This window comes from Microcystis sp. M015S2 (genome assembly GCF_020245945.1).
In the GTDB taxonomy this organism is placed as follows: domain Bacteria; phylum Cyanobacteriota; class Cyanobacteriia; order Cyanobacteriales; family Microcystaceae; genus Microcystis.
Map to the genome: position 1 here is coordinate 44,989 of NZ_JADBTX010000031.1, position 22,394 is coordinate 67,382.

A 22,394-nucleotide genomic window follows, 5' to 3' on the forward strand; every position below is an offset into this window, starting at 1 on the left:
GGGTGTGGGGTGTAGGGTGTGGGGTGTAGAGTGTGGGGTGTGGGGTGTAGGGAAATGGGGAGAATAAATAAAAATAATCTCCTGAATCCTGTCTCCTGAATCCTGTCTCCTGCCTCCTGCCTCCTGTCTCCTGTCTCCTGAATTAAAGATTGTTGATTTTTGCCGGAGGTCTAAGCAAGGAACCCAGGTTATTTGATAAGCTAAAACGGTAATCTTGAACCCCGAATGCCCGTGCTGATCAGTGTTGTCATCCCCACCTACAATCGCCAAGCAATCTTAAAAAAATGTTTACTCGCCCTAGAAAATCAGCGTTTAACCGATAATAAGGTGGAAAACTACGAAATAGTCGTTGTCGATGATGGCTCTACCGATGGGACGATCGCTTGGCTAGAAAGTCAAAAAGCTAATTTACCCCATCTGCAACTGTGGCCACAGGATCACGGCGGACCGGCGCTCGCTAGGAATCTGGGGGTAGAAAAAGCTCGTGGTGATACAATTATTTTTATCGATAGCGATCTGGTAGTGACAGAAAATTTTCTGCAAGCCCATGCCGACGCTTTAACCGCCGGGGCAGCCAGTCTCGGCAGCGATCGCTTATTTACCTACGGCACTGTCATTAATACCTGTAACTTCGATCATCCCACCAGTGAACCCTATAAAATCACCGACTTCTCCGCCGCCTATTTTGCCACGGGCAACGTAGCGATCGCCAAAAAATGGTTATTAGCGGCGGGATTATTCGACACCCAGTTTCAACTCTACGGTTGGGAAGACTTGGAATTAGGGGTGAGATTGAAGCAATTAGGACTAAAATTAATTAAATGTCCTGAAGCCGTCGGTTATCATTGGCATCCCCCCTTTAATCTCGCTCAAATTCCCAATCTCATCGATAAGGAAATTCAACGGGGACGAATGGGAGTGCTTTTTTATCAAAAACATCCCACCTGGGAAGTGCGGATGATGATTCAAATGACTTGGATTCATCGACTGTTGTGGGGTTTACTTTCCCTGGGGGGAACCCTGAATGAACGCAGCCTCTCCCCGCTGTTACAATGGTTGATCGATCGAGGTAAACCCCAATTAGCCCTAGAAATTGCCCGCATTTTTCTCAATTGGTACAACGTGCGTGGCGTTTATCAAGCTTATCGGGAAATGCAGCCTCAGTGAAATGTCTTGCCAAACACCGATGCGGTGTGACAGGATCGAGCATCGACAACCAACTCCCTAAAACCAGAGACTTTGTACCTCACCATATTTGCCGAGAAAAAACTTAATATTTTCTTTCTTTTTTTGATAATTGCTGCCACAATCAAAAGCAATCAGCATAAAGAGCGGCGGAAAACACTGACCACATTTGCCCCTTGTGAATTATCCTCTGAGATTGGGCATATTATAAAGTAAATTTTCCTAGAGGAGGAATCCCATAATGAATATCTTCGATATTTTAATCGGTTTTGTCGGTGGAGGTGCGATCGGGGGTGGGGCTTTATATGCCCTCCAACAGGGAGAAATCAGGGAAGCACGACAAAAATATAAGGAGACTGAGGCGGCTTTAGATCAAACCGAAGCGGAGTTAAAAGACACCCAAGGACAGTTTGGCAATATCGAAGCCACCTATAAAGAAGAAGTGGCTAAATTGCAAAAAGAGTTAGAAGACAGCCAAAGACGTTTACAAGAGGCAGCCGGCGCAAATCCAGTTCAAGTCATGGAAGTTGCCGATAAAACCCAAATTGAGGAACTTGAACAGGAATACGAAACTAAAATCGAGGAATTGCGCCAAAGCTATCAAAGTCAAATTCGAGAGATTATAGACGGGAAGCAAGCAGAAATAGAAGCCCTGCGTCAAAGTCAACAGGCGCAGATTCTAGAATTAGAAAACGGCTATCAGTCGCAAATTCAACAACTAGAACAGGGTTATCAAAGCCAACTCTTAGAACTACAAAACGCCACCCAAACAATCCAACCTGGGGAAAAAATCAATCCTTTTGATGGTTTTATCACCGAAGAAAACCTAGGATTGGAGCCAGAATTTGCTCCCGAAACGCTGCTAGAAACCACAGTTTATGAACCAGAATTAGCCAGTGAAATCAATCCTTTTGATGGTTTTATCACTGAAGAAAATCTAGAGTCAGCAGCGGAATTCACTCCTGAGATGGAGATGTTTGGCGACAAGGAAGAAACTAGAATGATCGGTAGCCTAGAAGAATTATCGGGTAATTACGAGCGGATATACAGTCAAGAAACCGTTGGCAGTGACACGGGTTTCTCTGATTTATTAGCCACTGAATCGGAAAAATTCGCCGCTGCCCCAAATTCTCTAGATGACTTATTTGCCGATATTACTGACAGCAATAGCCCCGAATTATTCGAGCCTTTTGCTGAAGAAACCCCTAAAGTTGCATCTAACCGCCAAAATGTTGCTTCTGTTGCGAGTGACCAAGAAGAACTGGATTTATTCAGTATGTGGGATGATGAAGAAGTCAGCGATCCAGAATCCCTGCCTTCTGACGAAGAATTTCCCCTTGATGATCTATTTAACGATGATTTATTCTCGGATTGGGACAATAGCAAAACCACGACGCCAGAATCTCATCAGTAGGCAGATTGCCCGCTATCAAGGCAGAAGACAGAATTTCTTCCCCACCCGATTTCTGGCTTCTGACTTTCTTAGTATATCGGCATAAGTACCTAAGCAAAATTAATTACACATATCCAACCACCTCTTGCCCCTTGCATGAGTGCCTATCTTCACTAGGAAATTTATTTTGCACGACTACTTATATCGGCGATGTCCCCGTGTCCACCTATTCCCCTACCATAAAAAAATCAAAAAACTGTATCAAAAGTAACAGACACGGGTGAAAAAAACAAATAGCATATGTCAGGATGCCCTGCGCCCACTTGACTTTAGCTAAATCTTACTTTAAGGAGATTTCCCTGTGAAACACGCTATTACACCTCTTGTTTTATCCACTGCCACTTTCGGCTTAATGTTGGGTGTGCCACAGAACGCCCAAGCATCAGGACTGATTCGTAATGTCACTGCTACAACAAATCTTGTTGGGGCTACAACTAGTAGTAATCTACTCTTTACCACCAACGGAGCCGGGCTGCCCCTTGGCACTCCAAGCCTGACGGGAACTCACGAAGCGTCGACTGGTACTAATGCTTGGCGATCAGCTAATAATTTTCCCTCCTCAACAGGTGTTTTCGAGTTTGCTTTCAATCGTATCTATAATCTCGCCGGGTTTAGTTTCTGGAACAGTGGCGGTGGTACTGTGGCAGCCGATGTGGGAATTAACGCAGTGAAGATTGAATATAGATTAGGCACAGGAGGGACTTGGACTACTCTGAGTGGCGCTCCTAGTTCTTTTGCTAAAGGTGCGTCTTCGGGCAATGTGGCCGTACAACAGTTCAGTTTTACCCCAGTCTTGGCGACTAATGTTAGATTTAGTAATATGACTAATCAAGGAGGCTCGGGTTCAAACAATCGTATCGGCTTCAGTGAGATTCAATTCAGATCAATCCCCGAACCTTCCTCCACCCTTGCTCTGTTAGCCTTGGGTTTAGCGGGTGTTGGTTTGAAAAAAAGAATTTAATTTTTGGACGGTAGGTTGAGTTATGGGATAACACCATGCAAGCAATCTACTCACTTACAGCAACCAACAGGGAAAAATCTAAATCTTAGGTAGAGTTGCGTCAATGGTCGTTGGAGCAACAAGGGTGGCAGTGAAATTCTCGGCTGGAGAATAAACCGTTAAGGTCTCACCACTGGAAGGAAACGTCGCTCGTCCCTAGCAGATTTGACATTTTCCCAATCGGGACGCAAAGGATAAAGATTAGTAAGCCCCATAGTTGCCCCTTGCTAGGGGAATTTTTTTGCTGGAAAATAACGTTCGCCCCCAGCCAAGACCCTCTAAATGGAACCCGTGGTCGAGAAAAACTAGAAAAACAGCCCTAGTATTGCTCGCGAGTGCTATAAAGGTAGATAGTCATCTCGATCGCCTAATCGTCCTAACTATGCCACGCACTCAACGTAACGATAACTTTATTGATAAATCTTTTACCGTCATGGCGGATATCATTTTAAAGATACTCCCCGCCGATAAAAAAGCCAAGGAAGCCTTTGTTTATTACCGCGATGGGATGTCTGCCCAAGCTGACGGCGAATACGCCGAAGCCCTCGATAATTACCATGAGGCGTTAACATTAGAAGAGGATCCTAATGATCGCAGTTATATCCTCTACAATATCGGTATTATCCACGCTAGTAACGGCGAGCATGAAAAGGCTCTGGAATACTACGAAGAAGCTATCCAACTTAATCCCAGAATGCCCTCTGCCTTGAATAATATCGCCGTTATTTACCATTTTCAGGGGGAAAAAGCCAGAGAAGACGGACAACAGGCCGAAGCGGAAGCACTCTACGACAAAGCGGCAGAATACTGGAAACAAGCCATCCGATTAGCCCCCAATAACTACATTGAAGCCCAAAACTGGCTGAAAATCACCGGGCGATCGGAAATTGATGTTTTCTTCTAAATTGAGGAGTCAGGAGTCAGGAGATTATTTTTATTTATTCTCCCCAATTCATAATTCATAATTTATAATTCATAATTTCCACTCCCCCACTCCCCAATTCATCATTCATCATTCCCCCTTTCTCCCATGATCGATCGAGCAACAGTTGAAAAAATCGCCCATTTAGCCCGTTTAGAGATTACCAACGCTGAAGAAGAACAATTTGCGCTGCAATTAAGCGGGATACTGGATTATTTCGAGCAGTTAAGCGAATTAGACACGGAAAATGTGCCACCCACCACGCGAGCGATCGAAATTCAAAATATCACTCGCGCCGATAGTAATAGACTTTATCCCGATCATGAGGTCTTAGTGCAGGAATCGCCGGCCCCAGAAGGGGATTATTTCCGGGTTCCCCGTATTCTCAACACCGACGAAGACTAAATCAGTGATCAGTGATCAGATTTGAGTTTTCAGTTAACTGATTACTGATCACTGTTTACTGTTTACTGATCACTGATTTAGATGCCATCTAGGGTTTTTGCTGCTATCTTGGACTAAGATCAGACCTAGCAATGGAGACATAATATAATGATCGCATCCCAAGATGTGGCACCATTTCAGCTTATTTCGACCGTAGAATCGGCAGCAACAGAATTTAGGCCTTGGGGTTCTTTCACCACCCTAGAAGAAGGTCCCGGTTATAAAATCAAGCGGATTGAAGTGAATCCGGGTCATCGTCTCAGTTTACAGATGCACTACCATCGCAGTGAACACTGGATTGTCGTTTCGGGGACGGCAAAAGTCACCTGTGGAGATAACGAAGAAATTCTCGGAGCCAATCAGTCCACTTATGTGCCACAGTGTACCGCTCACCGTCTGGAAAACCCCGGGGTGATCAAATTGGTATTAATTGAAGTGCAGAATGGGGAATATTTAGGAGAGGATGATATAGTCCGTTTTCAGGATGATTATGCTCGCCATCAGAGCTAAGACCGTGTTTAGGGGGACAGAAGGGCAAGAAACTATATTTTCGCCCCAAAAACCTGTTTAGGTCAGTCTGCCTGACTGTCTTCCCTGTGTTGGCAAGGCTTGTCAAGTTCTAGAAAAATTTTCTTTTCCGGCCGGGTAGCGGTTTTCCTCATGGGAGGTAAAGGCACGGGGACGGGGATTTATATTGATCCTGTGGTGAGCAAAGAACGGGTAAAATCTACAGAAAAATAAACTTCCCCTAGACCTTGTGTGGGAAGCTTGAGGAAAGCTCGGCTAGGGGAAATGATTTATTCCTTTGCTGGATTAACTTCAGCATATAACTCTCATTTGTCAGGACTATAACGGCCAGATGTCAATTCTGTGACAAAGAAAAGCCAATCAGGAGTCGGGCAAGAGACAAGGGGCAATGATTATTTATGTAGGATGGAGTGAGGAAACGGCTTGATCTTGTTGATAAATGCGGTAAAAAATCCCGAGAATTTGCCAAAAATCAACTATATGTGCATTGGTTAATATGTATAGAATAAAATCTATTAACGATAGATAGTATTTCCTTTAATAAATAGAGTAATCATGGGTATAATTAAGAGCAATCTTAGAAAAGATGAAGGTATCCGATGGGTAATATTGTCGGGATAGATTTGGGTACGACAAATTCAGTAGCGGCATTTAAATTAGCGGGGGTGGAGGTAGTGACCGCCGCAGATAACTCGCCTCCGGAGAGAAAATTAACCCGATCGCTCGTCTCCCTAGCCGGAGAAGGGCTGCTCGTGGGAGAGGAAGCCTACAGACAGATCAAGGCGACCCCAGAAAACGTGATCATGTCGATCAAGCGTTTGATGGGTAGAAGTTTTAGCGATACTATCGTTCAGGAAGAAATACCCCGTTTAAGCTATAAAGTCACTCGCTCGATCCGGGGTACAGAGGACAGTCTATCGGTATGGTTAGGGGGCAAGGAATAGGAACCGGAAGACATATCGGCCAAGATTTTAAAAAAAGTAGTAGCTAATGCCCAGAATTATCAAGGGGCTAACGGTCAGAAAAGCCGGATACAGGAAGCTGTGATCACTATTCCCGCCTATTTTAACGATAAACAGCGTCATGCCACTCAGATGGCGGCAAAACGGGCTGGTATCATCGCCCGGGAGTTGCTCTCGGAACCGACCGCGGCGGCAATTTCCTACGGTTAAGGCGATAAAATTACAAGCGGAAGATACGGGAAACCCTTTCGAGAAAGGAAAGTTATCGGAGGCTTTAAAATTTTACCAAGAGGCTAACAAATTAATTAATAATCCTAAGTTAAGATCTTTAGAGAAAAATCTTGAACAAGAATTAGAAAAAAGAAAAAAAATTTCTGGATTTTTTTAAACAGGGTAAGGAGTTGGGAAATCGGGGATATTTTAAGAAGGCTTTAGGGGTACTGGAAAGCGCACAGGCTCTTTATTCCCATCACCGAATCCGTTTAGAAATCCAGCAATGTCAATTACAGGTAGAGCCAGAAAATATCTGTCAAGTAAGACTGAAAAAAGCCCAGGAATTAGCCCGACAGGGAGAACTAAAACAATCGAGAGAATTAATAAATCAAGCCCTAGCAGATTTCCAGCGACTGGACGTTAAAAACCTATTAACTAAAGTAGAACAGATAACGATCGGCTTCAATTATTTTGAACAGGGAGTGGCTGCCGAAAAAAAAGGCGATCTAAACAAGGCTATAAATAGATATCGAAAAGCCCTACTCATGATACCGGAATTAATCGATATAAAGCGGCGATTAGGCATGACGAATATTAAAGGGGGGAACTATCGGGAGGGAATAGAACAATTAGAGGGAATCGAAGATAGGGAATCGATCTACTTTCGGGGTTACGGTTATGCGAGATTAAAGGAATGGAGGAAAGCACGTCGGGAATGGAAAAAGATCGATCGACCGGAAATTAAAGAACAGATAGAGCTGCTCACCCGATATAGCCAAAGGGAAAAATTAACTCTACAGAAGGAAATACAAGAACTAATTCCAGAAGAAAACCTAGAATTGGCCTGCTCGAAAAGCGAGGTGTTTTTAGAGAAATTCGGCGATGACCCTCAAGTTAGCCAGAACTTAAGCAATCATATTGCCCCCCGCATAGCCCATCAACTTTGGATGTCTCAGGATCGAGAAAAAATCCTGATCAACGCCGAGAGGGAATGGGAAAGAAAACGCAATCTAGAATCATTGCACAATTTGGCAATCGCCCTTTATTATCGATCGGTAGAAAATCCCGCTACCCTAGAGAAATTAATACCCGTCTGGTTATCCGCTACGGCGAATTTAAATCTCAACACCAGTATCAGGAATATGATTTGGAAAGTTATCGATGACGGTGATATACGCGACTTAGAGGCACAATTAACCCGAATACTTGAGGAGCTGATCGATCGAACCAAAGAAGACCTCAATTACTACCTGCAACTTCGCGATCTTTACCGTCGCGATACTGTCGCCCTAGGGTTATTACGCGATAATCCTGTAGAGGGAATCCATATCGAAGGGTTAACCATCCTACCCGGGTTGTATCGGACTCACCCCGATAGAAATACTGTTAAACTGCCCGATCAATTCTGGGCGACTCTCTATACCCGTTGGGGGGAATCGGTGGCTGCCTGTTTGCAGGGGGATCGGGTTCGCGGGGTCGCTTTAAAACCCCTAACCTGCCAATCTAATCTCGAACAGATAGCTAATACTTTTGTATCATTCCATCAAGGTTGTCATTATCTACAACAGAAACAGTGGCAAAAAGCCGAGAATCCTTTAAAAGAGGCGAAACCAGCCCTTAAAAATCACCCAGAATCGATTGAGGAGATCGATCGACTTTACCTAGAATTACAGGAGGAGATTGAGGGTTTCGAGAATCTATTAAGAATGAATAAAAATTGGTACGAGTTAGGACAAACTACTAACTCGAAAATGTATTACGTCCGAGATCAAGCCTTGGAAATAGTCGGGAGATTGGATGAGCAAAAGATAGACGAGTCCAAAGCTTTAAGCGAACTGGAGAAATTAAAACAGATAGATTACAATAATGCCATACTAAACGAATTGATCGAGGAGATTATTTTTAGAAAAGACGTAAGGGAAGTGGGGCGATTGATGGATCGCAATCAATTTTCCGAGGCGATCGAAAAGGCGAAACGATCGAGATCGCAAAAACTCCGTCACCTTACCGCCCAACTCTGTCTCGATCTTTTAAGAGAAAACTATCAAAAATTACCCCCAGAATTACTGATAGAACTTGTTAGATCGGCTGACGAATTATGCCCCGACGATCCAGAGTTTCGAGAAGTCTATAAACTATTTCATATTATTTAATGGGAGTTAGATTAATGTACGATAATTTAGATAGTAATCCTTACGATATTCTAGAAATTTCTCCGGCTGCTTCCACTGCCGAAATCACTAAAGCTTTTGGTCTGGCTATGAAACGCCGTAGCTATTCGATGGATAGCATCGCTAAAGCGCGTAAGATATTAATGAATCCTCAAGATAGGATAGTTGCGGATTATTTACGTCCTCATCTCCCTCTGGTTCAACGCTTGAAAACCATGTCTTTTTCGGAATTGTCTAAACCTTTACCATCTTTAGAAATCTTAAATACCATGGATGATATTAATAATTACGATCAAGAACAACTTAAAAAAGTTGCTGGCGAACTGGTTTCATCGATACGCAAAGACATTAATTTTTTGGAGGAATAAGGATGAATAATTACAAAATTAGCCAAGAAGATAGAAACAAATTATTAAGCCTAATTATAAATTTAACCAAAGAGGAGGTAAGTTTAAAACAAGCTTTACGGCAGCAAGGAGAGAACAATCGCTCGGAAAAAGAACAAATTTTTTTAGAACTATTAGAGGTGTTTGATCCCCTCGAGTCGTTATTAAATTTTTTAGAAGATCGACACGAACCAGATGAGCGAGTCTGGAAAAGATTACCGAAATCTTTAAAAAGCGTACAGACAAAATTATTAAGTATCCTAGAAAAACGTCAGGTGCTGAAAATAGAACTGTCCGATCATCAGCCAGATTTTACTATTTGTCAGGTGGTGGAGCAAGAAATACGCCCCGATTTGGCAGAACAGACGATCACAAAAATAGTCAGGCAGGGATTTACCATTGAGGATAAATTACTCAGACCGATGGAGGTTATTACATCTAAACAAGAATAGATAACCCCTTGCCACTTCCCACTCTCAACTCGGCGCTCTGGCGATCCCGTCCACCTATTTCCTGAGAATTCTAGAGGTAATTGTAAATATTTGTTACAACGAGACGAGGAAAAATCTGAGGACAGGGACAGAAGAAAGGATTATGGACGGGGATCAAGGATTTCAGCAGGAAACTGCATTGGGGATCAAGAGAAACCGATTGTAACGTTTTCGATACCTCTCGCCGATTCTCGTAATAGTTCGATACACATAACATAGATGATCGGCGATGATTGTAAATTTATATTGCGAATAGCTCATCTTCTTCGGTGTTTTCCCTATACTGGTTTTCATCAACTTTGAGCCGACGTGCAGAAAAGTTAGACCACCAAGTTTGTAAGAGGTCAGGAAGATGCAATTAACCGCAAGAAATAACTGGGGCCACGTTTCTTTAGCAATGCTAAAAAGCTTTCTTCTCTGGAGTTTCGTCCTCACTGTCTGTTTATTAGTAGTGGGATTTCCTTTAGTAGTATTAATGATGACAGTGGGAGCATTGTCGGCGATTATCTTACAGTCAGTTTTACCGATTAGTTCCGTGCTTTTAGTTGCGGGAATGATTATCGGCATCAATATTTTGGCTATCCTAATTAGTGCCGCTTTATTAACAGTAAAAGGTGTTCATCCCCATGAAGTTAGCTGGCTGCACTGGTTACACGGTGAGGTAAAAACCTCTCATCAAGCTGTTTATGCTTCTTGTCCCCTAACTTGCGGAGTAGTTCATTAAATCTGATTTTCTTACAGTGGAATTGCTTATCTTTTTTCTATTTAGATTTATTTAAGTTTTCAACTGCTTTATCGGTTGATTATACACACTCCAAGCTAGTGCAACCCGGTTTTACCGGGTTTTTTCATCATTATTGAGCTAAAGCAGTTATCTGAATAATGGGGAGTCGGTCTTCGCTCAAATTAGGTTAAACTTCATCTATTATCAGAAAGGCTGTAACTGAATATTAGAAGATAGGGAGATGAGAGCTTTTTTGCTGTGATCGGTAAACAGTGATCAGTTAATTGAAAACTCACATCTGATCAGTGATCACTGATAACTGATAACTGCTCACTGATAACTAACCGGTATACTGGGGGAGAAAACCGGAAAAAATCGATGTCTAGCCCTCCAGAAACCGACAATCCCCGCTACAAGGCCATCTTAGCGGCATTAAACCATTTAATCAGCGTTGTTGCCCGTTTACGAGATCCAGAAAGCGGCTGTCCTTGGGATTTAGCCCAAACCCCAGAAACCCTGATTCCCTACGTTATCGAAGAAGCTTATGAGGTGGTAGCGGCGATTAAAAGCGGTGATAAAACTGCCATTGCCGAGGAATTAGGCGATTTACTGCTACAGGTGGTTTTACAAGCCCAAATTGCCAGTGATGAGGGTAATTTTAGCCTAGAAGAAGTGGCTAGAGGCATCACCGATAAATTAATTCGTCGTCATCCCCACGTTTTCGGGGAGCTATCCCTAGAAAATCCCGAACAGGTGCGTCAAAATTGGGAGAAAATCAAAGCTGAGGAAAAAAATGACTCGACTATTAGCGGCAAATTAACCCGTTATGCCCAAACTTTACCACCCTTGATGGGGGCGATGAAAATTTCTCGGCAAGCGGCGCGAGTCGGTTTTGAGTGGGAAAATATCGCGGGAGTCTGGGAAAAATTCGGCGAAGAGTTGGCAGAATGGCAAGAGTCCCTAGAATCGGGCGATAAAGAGCATCAACAGGCAGAATTAGGCGATTTACTCTTTACTATTGTCAATCTGGCTCGCTGGTATGATTTGGACCCCAGTATCGCTTTACAAGAGACTAATCTGCGTTTTATTCAACGTTTTTCCCTAGTGGAATCCGTGGCGGAAAAGCCTCTCCATGACTATACACTAGAGGAATTAACAGTTTTCTGGCAGCAAGCGAAAGCTAAGTTACACCAACCATCATCCGGGCAATAATGCAAGAGCAAGAAATTAATAAGGACAAATCCAAGAGTTTTTGGGCTTCTATTCGAGAAAATCTGCAAATTATCACTATAGCTTTAATTTTAGCCCTACTGATTCGCACTTTTGTGGCCGAACCTCGTTTTATCCCCTCCGATTCTATGTTACCCACTTTAGAACAGGGCGATCGCTTAGTAGTGGAAAAACTTTCCTACGATTTCCATCCTCCTCGACGGGGGGATATCGTCGTCTTTGAACCGCCGGCACAATTACAATTACAGGGATATCAAAAGGACCAAGCTTTTATTAAAAGAGTGATTGCCACCGCCGGAGATGTGATTGCTGTCAAGGAGGGCAAAATTTACCTGAATAATCAACCCTTGGCAGAGGATTATATTCTCGAATCCCCTCAATATAATTTAATGCCTTTGCTTGTGCCGGAAAATAATTTATTTGTCATGGGAGATAATCGCAATAATAGCAATGACTCCCATATCTGGGGGTTTTTACCGGAAAATAACGTGATTGGTAGGGCGGTTTTTCGCTTTTTTCCTTTTAATCGTTTGGGGATTTTAGGGGGGAATAGCTAACGGGAATTTTTAGTCTTGATGATGTTGAACAATTAAGACGGAACAGGGGGCATGATGGAGAACATAATTACTCACACTACCTAAGAATAACTCTCCTAGACCCGATCGCCCACGCCGACCGATGACAATTAAATCAATATTTTCCTCTCGCGCCACTTTACAGATAGTTTTGGCGGCATGACCATAAATTTGCCGGTATTCTCCCTTGACACCCATTTCTCCCGCCTGATTAGCTCTTTTTTGCAACATTGCCACCCCTTTCTGCTCGAATTCTTCCCATTGTTGCCGCCAAAAATCGAGAGTGAGATCATTCCCCTGGGCGGGGTAAATATCGGCTAAATTGGGTGGAATCGGTAAAGGGCTATAATCTTCTTCAGGGGAAAGGACGTGCAGTAGTAGGAGGTTAGCTTCGTACTTACTGGCTAAGGATACAGCCTCCTTAAAAACACTCTCCCCCATCTCCGACAAATCTACTGCTATCAAGATTTTTTGATACATTTTTCAGCCTCTGCAACCATGCCTTATTTAACGGAATCCGACGCTATTAGGAATGCGATCGATCACTTTTGCCATTTTCCCATTCTTTGGTTAGATACGGAAGTAGCCGATTACAATAGCAAGACTCCCCGTTTGTCTCTGATTCAAATTCTGGCTGATTCCACGGACTTAACGGGGGAGCGGGTGACAATTTTGGATGTTCTCGATCGACCCGATCTTACTAACTATTTTATCACTAAAATCATGCTGGTTGACCGGATAGAAAAGGTTTTTCACAATGCTAGTTATGATTGTAAATTTTTGGGCGGTAAAACCAAAGTTAAAAAAATTACCTGTACCCTAGAGTTAGCTAAACAGGTTCCCTACTATATTGCTCCTTTACCCAATTATCAACTGAAAACCGTGGCCGAATGTCTTTGTCATTTTCCCGCTATCGATAAAAGTGAACAGGGGGGTAATTGGGGCAAAAGACCTTTAACCGCGGCCCAGCTAGAATATGCACAAAAAGACCCCGTATATACGGCCCAAATCCATCATCGTCTTTTGCAGCTTTCCCATTTAATTACTCCCGATCCCGCGGGTGAGAATCTCGAAAGATTAACTAATCGTTATTGGGAAATTTACCAGCAATGGAAGATTTTAGATACAGAGATGGAACATCTCAAGGAACGTTTAAAGTCGGCAATTATCCAGCAAGAGGCTGCGGAGATTAACGGTTTTTCGGTCAGTTATCAAAATCGCACCAGCAAAAAAGTTAAACTGGCCGAATTAGCCAAAGTTGTCTATTTATCGGGCCAGGATAGCCAAATATCTCTCTCCCTAACTAATGATCTTCTCAAAGAATTGGGGGATTTAGCCCAAGGGTTAACCATCGAGGAAACTCGCCAAAAAATCAGTCAATTGACCATCAAACAAAGTGAAGCTGACTTGACATGATTATAGCAGAATTCAGCAGATAGGAGATAGGAGTCAATACCAAATTAGGTTATACTTGATGTTGACGAGAAAGGCTGTAATAGCTAGAAAAAATTGCTTGCGGGGATAATCTAAATGACTGTAAAGATCGCTTATCTGGGGCCGGTGGGAACCTATTCAGAAACAGCCGCTTTAGCCTATGCTAATAGTTTACCACCCCAGCCTCGTCAATTAATACCCTATCCTAGCATTGCCTTGGCCTTGCGATCAATTGTCCAAAATCAGGCCGATTTAGCAGTGGTCCCAGTGGAAAATTCCACCGAAGGAAGTGTGGTAATGACTCTTGATGCTTTATGGCAATTACCCGGGTTACAGATTCAACAAGAATTAGTTTTACCGATTTCCCATGCACTTCTATCTACTAGGCAATCGCTAACAGAAATTAAAACCGTTTATTCCCATCCCCAAGCTTTAGCCCAATGTCAAAAATGGCTAGAAAATAATTTACCTACCGTGCCAATTATTCCCACCAATTCTACCACAGAAGCGATTCAAATTCTCGATCGAGAGGCTAATTCGGCCGCAATTGCTTCTCCCCGGGCTGCCAAACTCTATAATGTACCAATATTAATACAACCAATTAATGATTATCCCGATAATTGTACCCGTTTTTGGGTAATGGCTTTAACTTCCCATCCCCAAGGTGAGCGAATGTCCCTCGCTTTTCAAGTTTTAGATCAACCCGGTGCTTTAGTGAAACCTTTAGAAGTTTTTGCCAAACGTCAGCTTAATTTATCTCGGATCGAATCGCGACCAACTAAACGATCTTTAGGGGAATACATATTTTTTATTGATCTAGAAATTAATCCAGATCAACAGCATTTAATCGGGGCAACTTTAGAAGAATTAACCAATTATACCGATGCGATCGAGGTTTTTGGTGCTTATCAGGTGGTTAATTTGCCTGTAGAGAGTTTAGAGGAATTATAAACTAAATTCCTCATAAATTACAGAAATTAAATAGAGATATTTTAGCTTTTAAGAGAGGGAAGAATCGGCAAAGATGAGTTTTCCTCCAGGGTAGAATCAAGCTTTCTTTCCCCCACTAGAGGAAGAATAATTTCTACAGTTGTTCCTAAACCTTGACCTTGACTAGAGATAGTAATATCTCCCCCCATCATTTTCATAAAATTCTTAGAAATAGCTAATCCTAAACCCGTACCGCTAAATTTTCTGGTTGTGGAACCATCAATCATCACAAAAGGGCGAAATAATTTTGATTGCTGCCGGGGATCTATACCGATTCCTGTATCGATTATAGTCATAATAGCCTGTGTATGTTCTAAGTGCGTTATTAAAGAAATTGTGCCTCTATCAGTAAATTTAATTGAGTTAGAAATAACATTCAAAATTACCTGTTTTAATTTAGTGGAATCAGCATAGACTATCGGATTTTCTGGACAGAAAAGTAAATTTAATTTTAAGCACTTAAGTTGCAGCGATGCTGTTTGTAAATTAATAACTTCATTGATAATTTGGTGTAAATCTACTGGTTCAGGATTAACGGAAAGTTTGCCCGCTTCTATTTTAGCAATACTGAGAATATCATCAATAATTCCTAAAAGATGTACGGCTGCATTATCCGCTTGTTGCAGATATTCTTTTTCCTCCTCCTCGCTATTACAAAATCCATCCATAACGCAACGAATTGAGCCAATAATACCATTAAGAGGGGTGCGTAATTCGTGAGAAGTATTCGCCAAAAATTGGTTTTTTAATTGATTAGCATTTTCTGCTTCTTGCCAACTCTTAACTATTTCCTCTCCCCAAAGGCGTAAACGTTCGAGCATTTCCTCTAAGGCCGAGGCTAACTGATTAATTTCTCGAATATTAAAGTTCTGTGGTGTAATATTTGGTGAAGGAATTTTCTGAATATTTAAGGCATAATCTCGCAGTTTTTCTAAAGGTCTAGCTAAATCCCTTGTGATCAGTACAATAGCTACTAAATAAGCTAATAATAAACCAGAAGTCAGATAAAAAATTGCCTCCCAAATTTGTTGCAGAGGAGCCAGAGCTTGGGAGAGGGGACTAATGGCTAAAACTATCCATTTTTGGGATGATTCTCCCGTAACTGGACTGGGGAGGGAACTATAACCTGCGACTAACTCTTTGCCATATTTCTCGAAAGAAAATAAATGGAGAAATCTCTGTTGACCTCTAACAGCATTAATGATGATTAGATTGAGGCGTTCAGCATCAGCTTCTTCACTGATATGGCTACCAATGCGATCAAAATAGGGATGAGCGAGAATAATGCCATTTTCAGAAATAACCACGGGATAACCCGATAAAGAACCGGGTAAAACCTTCTCACGGTAAAGTAGAGAAGTTTGCAGAATCAGACTAGATTGTAATTGTCCTTGATTATCGTAGATGGGAACGGCAAAAACTAATTCTAATTGACGATTATTATGGGGAGATTTTGTTAAAAGTTGTCGAGGTAAACTTCTAACTAAAACATTCTCGATATTCCCAGCAGAGCTAGTCCGTTTTTCTGTCCATCTTTCCAGGGGCAAAACTTTGATAATTTCTGGTTCACAGGCTCGATTTAATAAAGGTTCCTTGGTCTTAATATCAATTAATTCCACACAGTTAATCTGATTAGGAAGCCGCACCGTGAATTGTTGTAAAAAAGCTTCTTTTTCGGCTAAGGTTCCCTGTTTTAAAACCAGACTTTCGCCCGCAGTGATAAGATTGGCCTGCAAAAATTGAATTGATTGATCAATATTGTCTGCTTTTCTGATGGCACTTTCGGTGAGATTTTGACGGGCCGTTTCCAAAAAAGCCGATCGCGCCTTACGATAGGTGACATAAACTCCCATTAGTAGTACAGGTACACTGACCAAGAGTAAGCGAGAGAGCAGAATACGACGAAAGGAGGATTGACCGATAGGCATAGGCAGAAATTGGTTTGATTCTGGCTATCAAACTCTAGACTATACTAGCCTATTCACCAATCGAACCAGGTGATATCCCTGATCATTTGCCATGAATTGTCCTCACACCACCGTTATTTTAGCCATGAGTGCCGATGGTAAAATTGCCGACGCCTACCAGTCAGCGGCCAGATTTGCCTCTGCTACCGATAAAATGCGTCTAGAACAACATTTATCCTGTATGGATGCCGCTTTATTCGGTGCCAACACCCTGCGCGCTTATCACACCAGTCTTCCTATCCGTCATGCCGATTTTCTCGCATACCGTCAACAACGGGGATTATCTCCCCAGCCGATACAGATCGTTTGTTCTCATTCAGGCCAGCTTGATCCCCGGATGAAATTTTTTCAGCAGCCTTTCCCACGCTGGTTAATCACGGCAGCGGAAAAAGTGGCAGCATGGGAAAATCGGGGTTTATTTGAGCTTGTCTTAGTCTGCGGTGATTGGAAGGCTATTTTTAGTCAATTTACCGCACTAGGTATCAAAAAGCTGGCGATTCTGGGAGGAGGTGAATTAATTGCTTCTCTTTTAGCTGAAGATTTAATCGATGAAATCTATCTAACTATTTGTCCGTTGCTGTTAGGAGGCAATAAAGCGGCAACTCCCCTGGGAGGCCCTGGATTTATGGCTGATTCTGCCAGAAAATTACGACTTTTGAGCGTGGAAACCTTGGAAGAAGAAATTTTTTTACATTATTCCCTTGAACGAGATTCCCACAAATCTCAAAACTAGATTACCTTAAATAAAAAGGTTGACTTATCTTGTCCCATGGTAGAACAGCTTAAACCCCAATATTCTGTCGTTTGGATTGATAAAATGAGTGAGATTCCCCAACAAAAATGGGATGCTCTCGCTCAACCCCTAACTACTCCCTTTCTAGAGTGGCAATGGTTACATAATATCGAAACTTCTGGCAGCGCCACGGGACGCACAGGGTGGCAACCTACTCATCTAACCGTTTGGCGCGGTGCTGAGTTAATTGCCGCCGCTCCTTTGTATATTAAAAGTCATAGTTACGGTGAATTTGTCTTTGACCATCAATGGGCCGATCTTTCCCATCGTTTGGGGATTAGATACTATCCGAAACTGTTAGGAATGACACCTTTTACTCCTGCGGTGGGTTATCGTTTTTTAATTGCTCCGGGGGAAAATGAACTGGAGATTACTGCTTTAATGATAGCGGCAATCGATCATTTTTGTGACCAAAATAATCTGTCGGGTTGTCATTTTCTTTTTGTGGATCCCCAATGGCGAATTTTAATGGAAAATTTTGGCTTTACTCCCTGGTTACACCATAGTTATATTTGGAATAACAAAGGTTTTCAAAGTTTTGAAGATTATCTGACGGTTTTTAATGCTAATCAACGCCGCAACATTAAACGGGAACGGAAAGCGGTGACTAATGCGGGGTTAATTATTAAAACTCTGGCTGCCGAAGAAATTCCCCATCATTTGTTCCCGTTAATTTATCGGTTTTATAGCAGTACCTGTGATAAATTTTACTGGGGAAGTAAATATCTGACACAGAAATTTTTTGAACAATTATATCCGAATTATCGTCAGCGAGTGGTTTTGATTACTGCCTACCAGAATGAAAAGGATACTAAACCGGTGGGTTTATCTTTTTGTATTCGCAAAGATACTAATCTTTATGGTCGTTACTGGGGCAGTTTTCAAGAGTACGACTGTTTACATTTTGAAGCTTGTTACTATCAACCGATCGATTGGGCAATTAGTCAAGGTATTACCATGTTTGACCCCGGTGCGGGAGGACAACATAAAAAAAGACGGGGGTTTCCCGCTACTGCTAATCACAGTTTACACCGTTTCTATCATGGCAAAATGACTCAAATTCTCCGCAATTATATCCAAGAAATTAATCAAATGGAACAGGAAGAAATTGAGGCAATTAATCAAGATTTACCCTTTTCTAAGAGAGAAATTGAGTTGAACGAGTAATTTAGATAGGGTTTGTCCTTGGGTGCATCTGATTTTTGTAAATCTACTGAGTTGGGATTTTTACGGGGAAACTATCTTCTAAAATTGGTCATTACTTCCGATTTGATCACTCAATCCAAGCTTTTGGGGGGTTCTACCCCCCAAACCCCCCGTTGGGGACGCAAGCGCCGTCCCCAAACCCCTCGCGCATTAGTTTTTTGGTGGGATGCTTACAGGCAGCTGCTGATATATTTGTAATAATTTAAGAGTCACTGATAATTGCTAATTGTCCGTATTTCTGCAAATGTGAGCTGCAGCCATTGTCTCTATTAGTGCAATCAACTATGAATACGAGGTTCTGGGTGCAGAGTAGTGAGAATCTCACTTTCGATCGCCGCTAGGGTTTCTAAGCGTTGCTCGATCACCGTCCGTTCAAAATAATCCGCTGCTAATAGCCAATAAATACCATAATGACGGGCTTCGGAAGCCATTAAACCGCGATAAAATTGAGCTAATTGAGGATCGGGACAATATTCTGCCAATAAACCCAATCTTTCGTGGGAACGCGCCTCGATTAAAGCTGATATTAACAGAGAATCCAAAAGGCGATCAGGTTCTTGGTGACGAATCTGCGCCTTTAATTTAGCACCATAAGGGGGAGAATTCAAGGGAGCAAGGGGGATTCCCCATTTATCTAACCATTGATTTACCTGTTCAAAATGTTCTAATTCCTCTTGTGCGATCGCTGTTAATTTCCGCACGAGGGAAGCGTAGGAAGGATAACGAAACATGAGATTTAAGGCCACTCCTGCCGCTTTTCGCTCACAATGGGAATGATCGAGCAGAATAATCTCTAAATTATTAATTGCCTGTTCTATCCAATCCTGGGAGGTGGCACTGACTAATAAATTAATCTTTCCCATCGTCGCCGATTCCAATTTGCTGCATCTTTCACCCTAACCCAAAAAGTCGAACAACACCAGTCAAAAACTAAGGACACGGCTTCTGTGATAGCCTAGATGATCGGTGAAGCATAAACACGGCCAATCAATCAGATGGATTTTTTACTGGAAGTCGGTACAGAAGAACTACCCGCAGATTTTGTCGATAGCGCGATCGCACAATGGCGGGAAAGAGTTAGCAAGAGTTTAGAGACGGAATCTCTGGACGCGACTGCTATTCAAGTTTACGGAACCCCGCGCCGTTTGGCCGTGTTAATCACAGGATTACCGAGGGAGCAAGAGGCGCGCAGCGAGGAGATAAAAGGACCGCCAGTTAGTGCCGCCTACAAAAATGGTCAAATTACCGCCGCTGGTGATGGTTTTGCTCGAAAACAGGGAGTTAGCACCGCTGCTTTCTCCATTCGTGCCACAGACAAAGGAGAATTTGTCTATATTGAAAAAACGATTCCAGGTCGTCAAACAGCCGAGATTTTAACTGAATTAATTCCCCAATGGATTACCCGTTTGGAAGGAAGACGTTTTATGCGTTGGGGAGATGGAGATTTAAGATTTCCCCGGCCAATTCGTTGGTTATTAACTTTAGTGGATGGGGAAGTTTTACCCCTAGAATTAATTAATGGCTCTACCACTTTAACCAGCGATCGATTAACGTTTGGTCATCGCATTCTACACCCGCAATCCTTAGCCATTAGTCATCCCCAGGCATATTTAACCAGTTTGCGCTCGATTTTTGTGGAAGCGGATCCGCAAGTGCGTCAACAGATAATTACCGATCAGATTACCACCCTGGCCAAAACACTGGAGGGAGTGGCAGAAATTCCCGCAGATTTATTAGCAGAAGTGACTAACTTAGTCGAATATCCCACGGCAATTGTCGGCAAATTTGACGATGAATTTCTGGAATTACCCTCAGAAGTAATTATTACTGTGATGGTGACACACCAGCGTTATTTCCCGGTCAAAACTCTCCAGGGTTTGTCCCCCTATTTCATTACTATTTCCAATGGCGATCCCCAGAAATCTGAGATTATCTCCGCGGGAAATGAAAGGGTTATCCGCGCACGGTTAGCCGATGCCAGATTTTTCTATACTGCCGATTGTGATGAACCCTTAGATAGTTTCCTTCCTCAACTGGAAACCGTCACTTTCCAAGAAGAATTGGGAACCATGCGCGATAAAGTCGATCGGATTATGGAAATTGCCCAGATGATCGTCGAACAGTTAAATCTCGATGAACAAAGTCGCAGTGATATAGAGTCCACTGCCATGCTTTGTAAAGCGGATTTAGTTACCCAAATGGTTTACGAATTCCCCGAATTACAGGGAGTAATGGCCGAAAAATATGCTTTAATTAGTGGTGAATCGGCTATAGTTGCCCGGGGCATTTTTGAACATTATCTGCCTCGCAATGCTGGGGATCTACTCCCGGAAACAATCACCGGTCAAGTGGTGGGAATAGCCGATCGCTTAGATACTTTAGTCGGTATTTTTGGACTGGGAATGCTGCCCACTGGTTCCTCTGATCCCTTCGCTCTCCGTCGGGCTGCCAATGCAATAATTAGTATTATCTGGTCAGCCGATTTTAATATCAATCTTTTGGCATTAATTGAGCAAATAGCTCAGGATTTTGTCACCAGTCATCCCGATAAACCCAACCCAGTCAATCTGATTAAAGATTTCTTTTTACAACGTCTGCAAACTCTCTTAGTTGATGATTTGAGGATAGATTACGATCTCGTTAATGCAGTTTTGGGGGAAAACGATCCAGAGTATAAGTCTCGCGCTTTGGAAAATTTATTAGATACCCGTGAACGCGCTCGCTTTTTATCCCAAATTCGTCAGGATGGTCAGTTAGCCAAAATCTATGAAACCGTCAATCGCTCGACCCGTTTGGCACAAAAAGGAGATTTAGATACAACCACCCTAGAAGTCAAGGGAATCATCAATAAGGAGTTATTTGAACAATCCTCCGAATCAGCATTTTATGACGCTTTAATTGCCCTAATTCCCGAAACTATCAGCGCAAGAGAGCAAAGAGATTATCAGCGTCTCGTCACTGCTTTAACGGCAATTTCTCCCCTAGTGGCTGACTTTTTTGATGGCGAAAATAGTGTGTTAGTGATGGCAGAAAAAGAATCTGTCCGTCGCAATCGTTTAAATCTGTTGGGTTTACTGCGAAATCACGCCCGAGTCCTAGCAGATTTTGGGGCAATTGTCAAGGGATAATTCAGTTATCAGCTTTTTAGCTGTCAGGAGACGGGAGACAGGAGACAGGAGACAGGAGACAGGAGACAGGAGATTATTTTTATTTATTCTCCCCATCCCCCCACACCCCACACCCCACACCCCACACCCCACACCCCCACTGAATAACTGATAACTGATAACTGAAATGGCCGATTCTGAACTACAGCAACAAGTCCAAAGATTACATCGACTGACAGTGTGGGGTCGTTGGTTATTCGTGTTGGGTTGCTGGTTAGTGATTGGTTCGGCGAGTTTATGGGTTTTATGGGATGATATAGCTTTAATGCGGCAATATTTTACTTGGACAGCCGTGAGATATGCTTTAGCTTTCAATTACTGGCCTTCTATTGGTCTAGCCTTTTGTGTTGCTATTACAGGAGCAGTGTTAGTCTGGCAAAGTCGCAATATTATTTTAGGACTTTCCCCCAGAGAAAAACTGCGCTTAGAGCAAAGGGTGCAGAAAATTCGGGCTAAAGGGCCGGGTCATCCCCTCTGGCGCTGGATCTTAAAAAGCAGGAAAAAAGACTTACAATAATAAAGCTTTGCTGAAAGCTGACGGCTAGAATCCCCA

22 protein-coding genes and 1 pseudogene are annotated in these 22,394 nt (G+C 42.6%); 20 read left to right on the forward strand and 3 right to left on the reverse strand.

The features are described 5' to 3' along the window. The first annotated feature begins 225 nt into the window (after positions 1–225). From IM473_RS06970 to lepB, 14 genes and pseudogenes are all read left to right on the forward strand, one after another. Positions 226–1,167: a glycosyltransferase family 2 protein gene (locus tag IM473_RS06970; protein WP_287658912.1), complete on the forward strand. Its 942-nt coding sequence runs from the start codon at positions 226–228 to the stop codon at positions 1,165–1,167. Positions 1,168–1,426: 259 nt separating this feature from the next. Next, positions 1,427–2,599, forward strand: a complete 1,173-nt coding sequence (locus IM473_RS06975) for a GumC domain-containing protein (RefSeq protein WP_287658913.1) — start codon at positions 1,427–1,429, stop codon at positions 2,597–2,599. Positions 2,600–2,939: 340 nt separating this feature from the next. Continuing rightward, positions 2,940–3,599 (forward strand): PEP-CTERM sorting domain-containing protein, encoded by a 660-nt coding sequence (locus tag IM473_RS06980; RefSeq protein WP_287658914.1) that lies wholly within the window; start codon positions 2,940–2,942, stop codon positions 3,597–3,599. Between the two features lie 421 nt (positions 3,600–4,020). Continuing rightward, a complete protein-coding gene (locus IM473_RS06985) occupies positions 4,021–4,542 on the forward strand; it encodes a photosystem I assembly protein Ycf3 (protein WP_287658915.1) in 522 nt (173 codons plus the stop codon). Positions 4,543–4,668: 126 nt separating this feature from the next. Further along, positions 4,669–4,965: an Asp-tRNA(Asn)/Glu-tRNA(Gln) amidotransferase subunit GatC gene (gatC, locus tag IM473_RS06990; RefSeq protein ID WP_287658916.1), complete on the forward strand. Its 297-nt coding sequence runs from the start codon at positions 4,669–4,671 to the stop codon at positions 4,963–4,965. Positions 4,966–5,112: 147 nt separating this feature from the next. Further along, positions 5,113–5,514 carry a phosphomannose isomerase type II C-terminal cupin domain gene (locus IM473_RS06995; RefSeq protein ID WP_002803359.1) on the forward strand — a complete coding sequence of 134 codons (402 nt, stop codon included), beginning with the start codon at positions 5,113–5,115 and terminating at the stop codon, positions 5,512–5,514. A 99-nt stretch (positions 5,515–5,613) separates the two neighbouring features. Continuing rightward, positions 5,614–5,745 (forward strand): hypothetical protein, encoded by a 132-nt coding sequence (locus IM473_RS07000; protein WP_287658917.1) that lies wholly within the window; start codon positions 5,614–5,616, stop codon positions 5,743–5,745. 386 nt (positions 5,746–6,131) lie between these two features. Continuing rightward, a pseudogene (locus tag IM473_RS07005) lies at positions 6,132–6,704 on the forward strand (Hsp70 family protein). Positions 6,705–6,895: 191 nt separating this feature from the next. Further along, on the forward strand, positions 6,896–8,860 hold the full coding sequence (locus IM473_RS07010) for a hypothetical protein (protein WP_287658918.1): 1,965 nt from the start codon (positions 6,896–6,898) through the stop codon (positions 8,858–8,860). Further along, on the forward strand, positions 8,860–9,246 hold the full coding sequence (locus IM473_RS07015) for a J domain-containing protein (protein ID WP_287658919.1): 387 nt from the start codon (positions 8,860–8,862) through the stop codon (positions 9,244–9,246). The genes IM473_RS07010 and IM473_RS07015 overlap by 1 nt, the downstream gene beginning before the upstream one ends. Before the next feature lie 2 nt (positions 9,247–9,248). Further along, positions 9,249–9,716: a nucleotide exchange factor GrpE gene (locus tag IM473_RS07020; protein WP_287658920.1), complete on the forward strand. Its 468-nt coding sequence runs from the start codon at positions 9,249–9,251 to the stop codon at positions 9,714–9,716. Between the two features lie 391 nt (positions 9,717–10,107). After that, positions 10,108–10,479 carry a hypothetical protein gene (locus IM473_RS07025; RefSeq protein WP_061430999.1) on the forward strand — a complete coding sequence of 124 codons (372 nt, stop codon included), beginning with the start codon at positions 10,108–10,110 and terminating at the stop codon, positions 10,477–10,479. A gap of 378 nt (positions 10,480–10,857) precedes the next feature. Continuing rightward, a complete protein-coding gene (gene mazG, locus IM473_RS07030) occupies positions 10,858–11,691 on the forward strand; it encodes a nucleoside triphosphate pyrophosphohydrolase (RefSeq protein ID WP_287658921.1) in 834 nt (277 codons plus the stop codon). Then, positions 11,691–12,266: a signal peptidase I gene (lepB, locus tag IM473_RS07035; RefSeq protein WP_287658922.1), complete on the forward strand. Its 576-nt coding sequence runs from the start codon at positions 11,691–11,693 to the stop codon at positions 12,264–12,266. Before mazG ends, lepB begins: the two co-directional genes overlap by 1 nt. Before the next feature lie 9 nt (positions 12,267–12,275). Here the strand turns inward: lepB and IM473_RS07040 are convergent, their stop codons facing one another. Then, positions 12,276–12,764 carry a universal stress protein gene (locus IM473_RS07040; protein WP_061430996.1) on the reverse strand — a complete coding sequence of 163 codons (489 nt, stop codon included), beginning with the start codon at positions 12,762–12,764 and terminating at the stop codon, positions 12,276–12,278. An 18-nt stretch (positions 12,765–12,782) separates the two neighbouring features. Between IM473_RS07040 and IM473_RS07045 the strand changes: the two genes are divergently transcribed. Together IM473_RS07045 and pheA are read left to right on the forward strand one after the other, a co-directional pair. After that, a complete protein-coding gene (locus tag IM473_RS07045; protein WP_287658923.1) occupies positions 12,783–13,700 on the forward strand; it encodes a ribonuclease D in 918 nt (305 codons plus the stop codon). Positions 13,701–13,814: 114 nt separating this feature from the next. Next, on the forward strand, positions 13,815–14,669 hold the full coding sequence (gene pheA / locus IM473_RS07050) for a prephenate dehydratase (RefSeq protein WP_287658924.1): 855 nt from the start codon (positions 13,815–13,817) through the stop codon (positions 14,667–14,669). Between the two features lie 41 nt (positions 14,670–14,710). Here pheA and IM473_RS07055 read toward each other — a convergent pair whose 3' ends face one another. Next, a complete protein-coding gene (locus IM473_RS07055; RefSeq protein ID WP_287658925.1) occupies positions 14,711–16,636 on the reverse strand; it encodes a sensor histidine kinase in 1,926 nt (641 codons plus the stop codon). Between the two features lie 91 nt (positions 16,637–16,727). Between IM473_RS07055 and IM473_RS07060 the strand changes: the two genes are divergently transcribed. Beyond that, the gene (locus IM473_RS07060) at positions 16,728–17,408 is read left to right on the forward strand and encodes a RibD family protein (protein ID WP_287658926.1); all 681 of its coding nucleotides are present in this window, start codon (positions 16,728–16,730) and stop codon (positions 17,406–17,408) included. A gap of 36 nt (positions 17,409–17,444) precedes the next feature. Then, complete coding sequence (locus IM473_RS07065) at positions 17,445–18,635, forward strand: GNAT family N-acetyltransferase (protein ID WP_287658927.1); 1,191 nt, start codon at positions 17,445–17,447, stop codon at positions 18,633–18,635. Between the two features lie 317 nt (positions 18,636–18,952). Here the strand turns inward: IM473_RS07065 and IM473_RS07070 are convergent, their stop codons facing one another. Continuing rightward, positions 18,953–19,537, reverse strand: a complete 585-nt coding sequence (locus IM473_RS07070; protein WP_287658929.1) for a MiaE family protein — start codon at positions 19,535–19,537, stop codon at positions 18,953–18,955. A 132-nt stretch (positions 19,538–19,669) separates the two neighbouring features. Between IM473_RS07070 and glyS the strand changes: the two genes are divergently transcribed. Continuing rightward, complete coding sequence (glyS, locus tag IM473_RS07075; protein ID WP_287658931.1) at positions 19,670–21,802, forward strand: glycine--tRNA ligase subunit beta; 2,133 nt, start codon at positions 19,670–19,672, stop codon at positions 21,800–21,802. Positions 21,803–21,968: 166 nt separating this feature from the next. Further along, positions 21,969–22,358: a hypothetical protein gene (locus IM473_RS07080; RefSeq protein WP_287658933.1), complete on the forward strand. Its 390-nt coding sequence runs from the start codon at positions 21,969–21,971 to the stop codon at positions 22,356–22,358. Positions 22,359–22,394: the final 36 nt, after the last annotated feature.

Bases quoted from the DNA above. Each gene is read 5' to 3' on its own strand.
- IM473_RS06970 (WP_287658912.1), top strand. From the start codon at position 226: ATGCCCGTGCTGATCAGTGTTGTCATCCCCACCTACAATCGCCAAGCA.
- IM473_RS06975 (WP_287658913.1), top strand. From the start codon at position 1,427: ATGAATATCTTCGATATTTTAATCGGTTTTGTCGGTGGAGGTGCGATC.
- IM473_RS06985 (WP_287658915.1), top strand. From the start codon at position 4,021: ATGCCACGCACTCAACGTAACGATAACTTTATTGATAAATCTTTTACC.
- gatC (WP_287658916.1), top strand. From the start codon at position 4,669: ATGATCGATCGAGCAACAGTTGAAAAAATCGCCCATTTAGCCCGTTTA.
- IM473_RS06995 (WP_002803359.1), top strand. From the start codon at position 5,113: ATGATCGCATCCCAAGATGTGGCACCATTTCAGCTTATTTCGACCGTA.
- IM473_RS07015 (WP_287658919.1), top strand. From the start codon at position 8,860: ATGGGAGTTAGATTAATGTACGATAATTTAGATAGTAATCCTTACGAT.
- IM473_RS07020 (WP_287658920.1), top strand. From the start codon at position 9,249: ATGAATAATTACAAAATTAGCCAAGAAGATAGAAACAAATTATTAAGC.
- IM473_RS07025 (WP_061430999.1), top strand. From the start codon at position 10,108: ATGCAATTAACCGCAAGAAATAACTGGGGCCACGTTTCTTTAGCAATG.
- mazG (WP_287658921.1), top strand. From the start codon at position 10,858: ATGTCTAGCCCTCCAGAAACCGACAATCCCCGCTACAAGGCCATCTTA.
- lepB (WP_287658922.1), top strand. From the start codon at position 11,691: ATGCAAGAGCAAGAAATTAATAAGGACAAATCCAAGAGTTTTTGGGCT.
- IM473_RS07040 (WP_061430996.1), bottom strand. From the start codon at position 12,764: ATGTATCAAAAAATCTTGATAGCAGTAGATTTGTCGGAGATGGGGGAG.
- IM473_RS07045 (WP_287658923.1), top strand. From the start codon at position 12,783: ATGCCTTATTTAACGGAATCCGACGCTATTAGGAATGCGATCGATCAC.
- pheA (WP_287658924.1), top strand. From the start codon at position 13,815: ATGACTGTAAAGATCGCTTATCTGGGGCCGGTGGGAACCTATTCAGAA.
- IM473_RS07055 (WP_287658925.1), bottom strand. From the start codon at position 16,636: ATGCCTATCGGTCAATCCTCCTTTCGTCGTATTCTGCTCTCTCGCTTA.
- IM473_RS07060 (WP_287658926.1), top strand. From the start codon at position 16,728: ATGAATTGTCCTCACACCACCGTTATTTTAGCCATGAGTGCCGATGGT.
- IM473_RS07065 (WP_287658927.1), top strand. From the start codon at position 17,445: ATGGTAGAACAGCTTAAACCCCAATATTCTGTCGTTTGGATTGATAAA.
- IM473_RS07070 (WP_287658929.1), bottom strand. From the start codon at position 19,537: ATGGGAAAGATTAATTTATTAGTCAGTGCCACCTCCCAGGATTGGATA.
- glyS (WP_287658931.1), top strand. From the start codon at position 19,670: ATGGATTTTTTACTGGAAGTCGGTACAGAAGAACTACCCGCAGATTTT.
- IM473_RS07080 (WP_287658933.1), top strand. From the start codon at position 21,969: ATGGCCGATTCTGAACTACAGCAACAAGTCCAAAGATTACATCGACTG.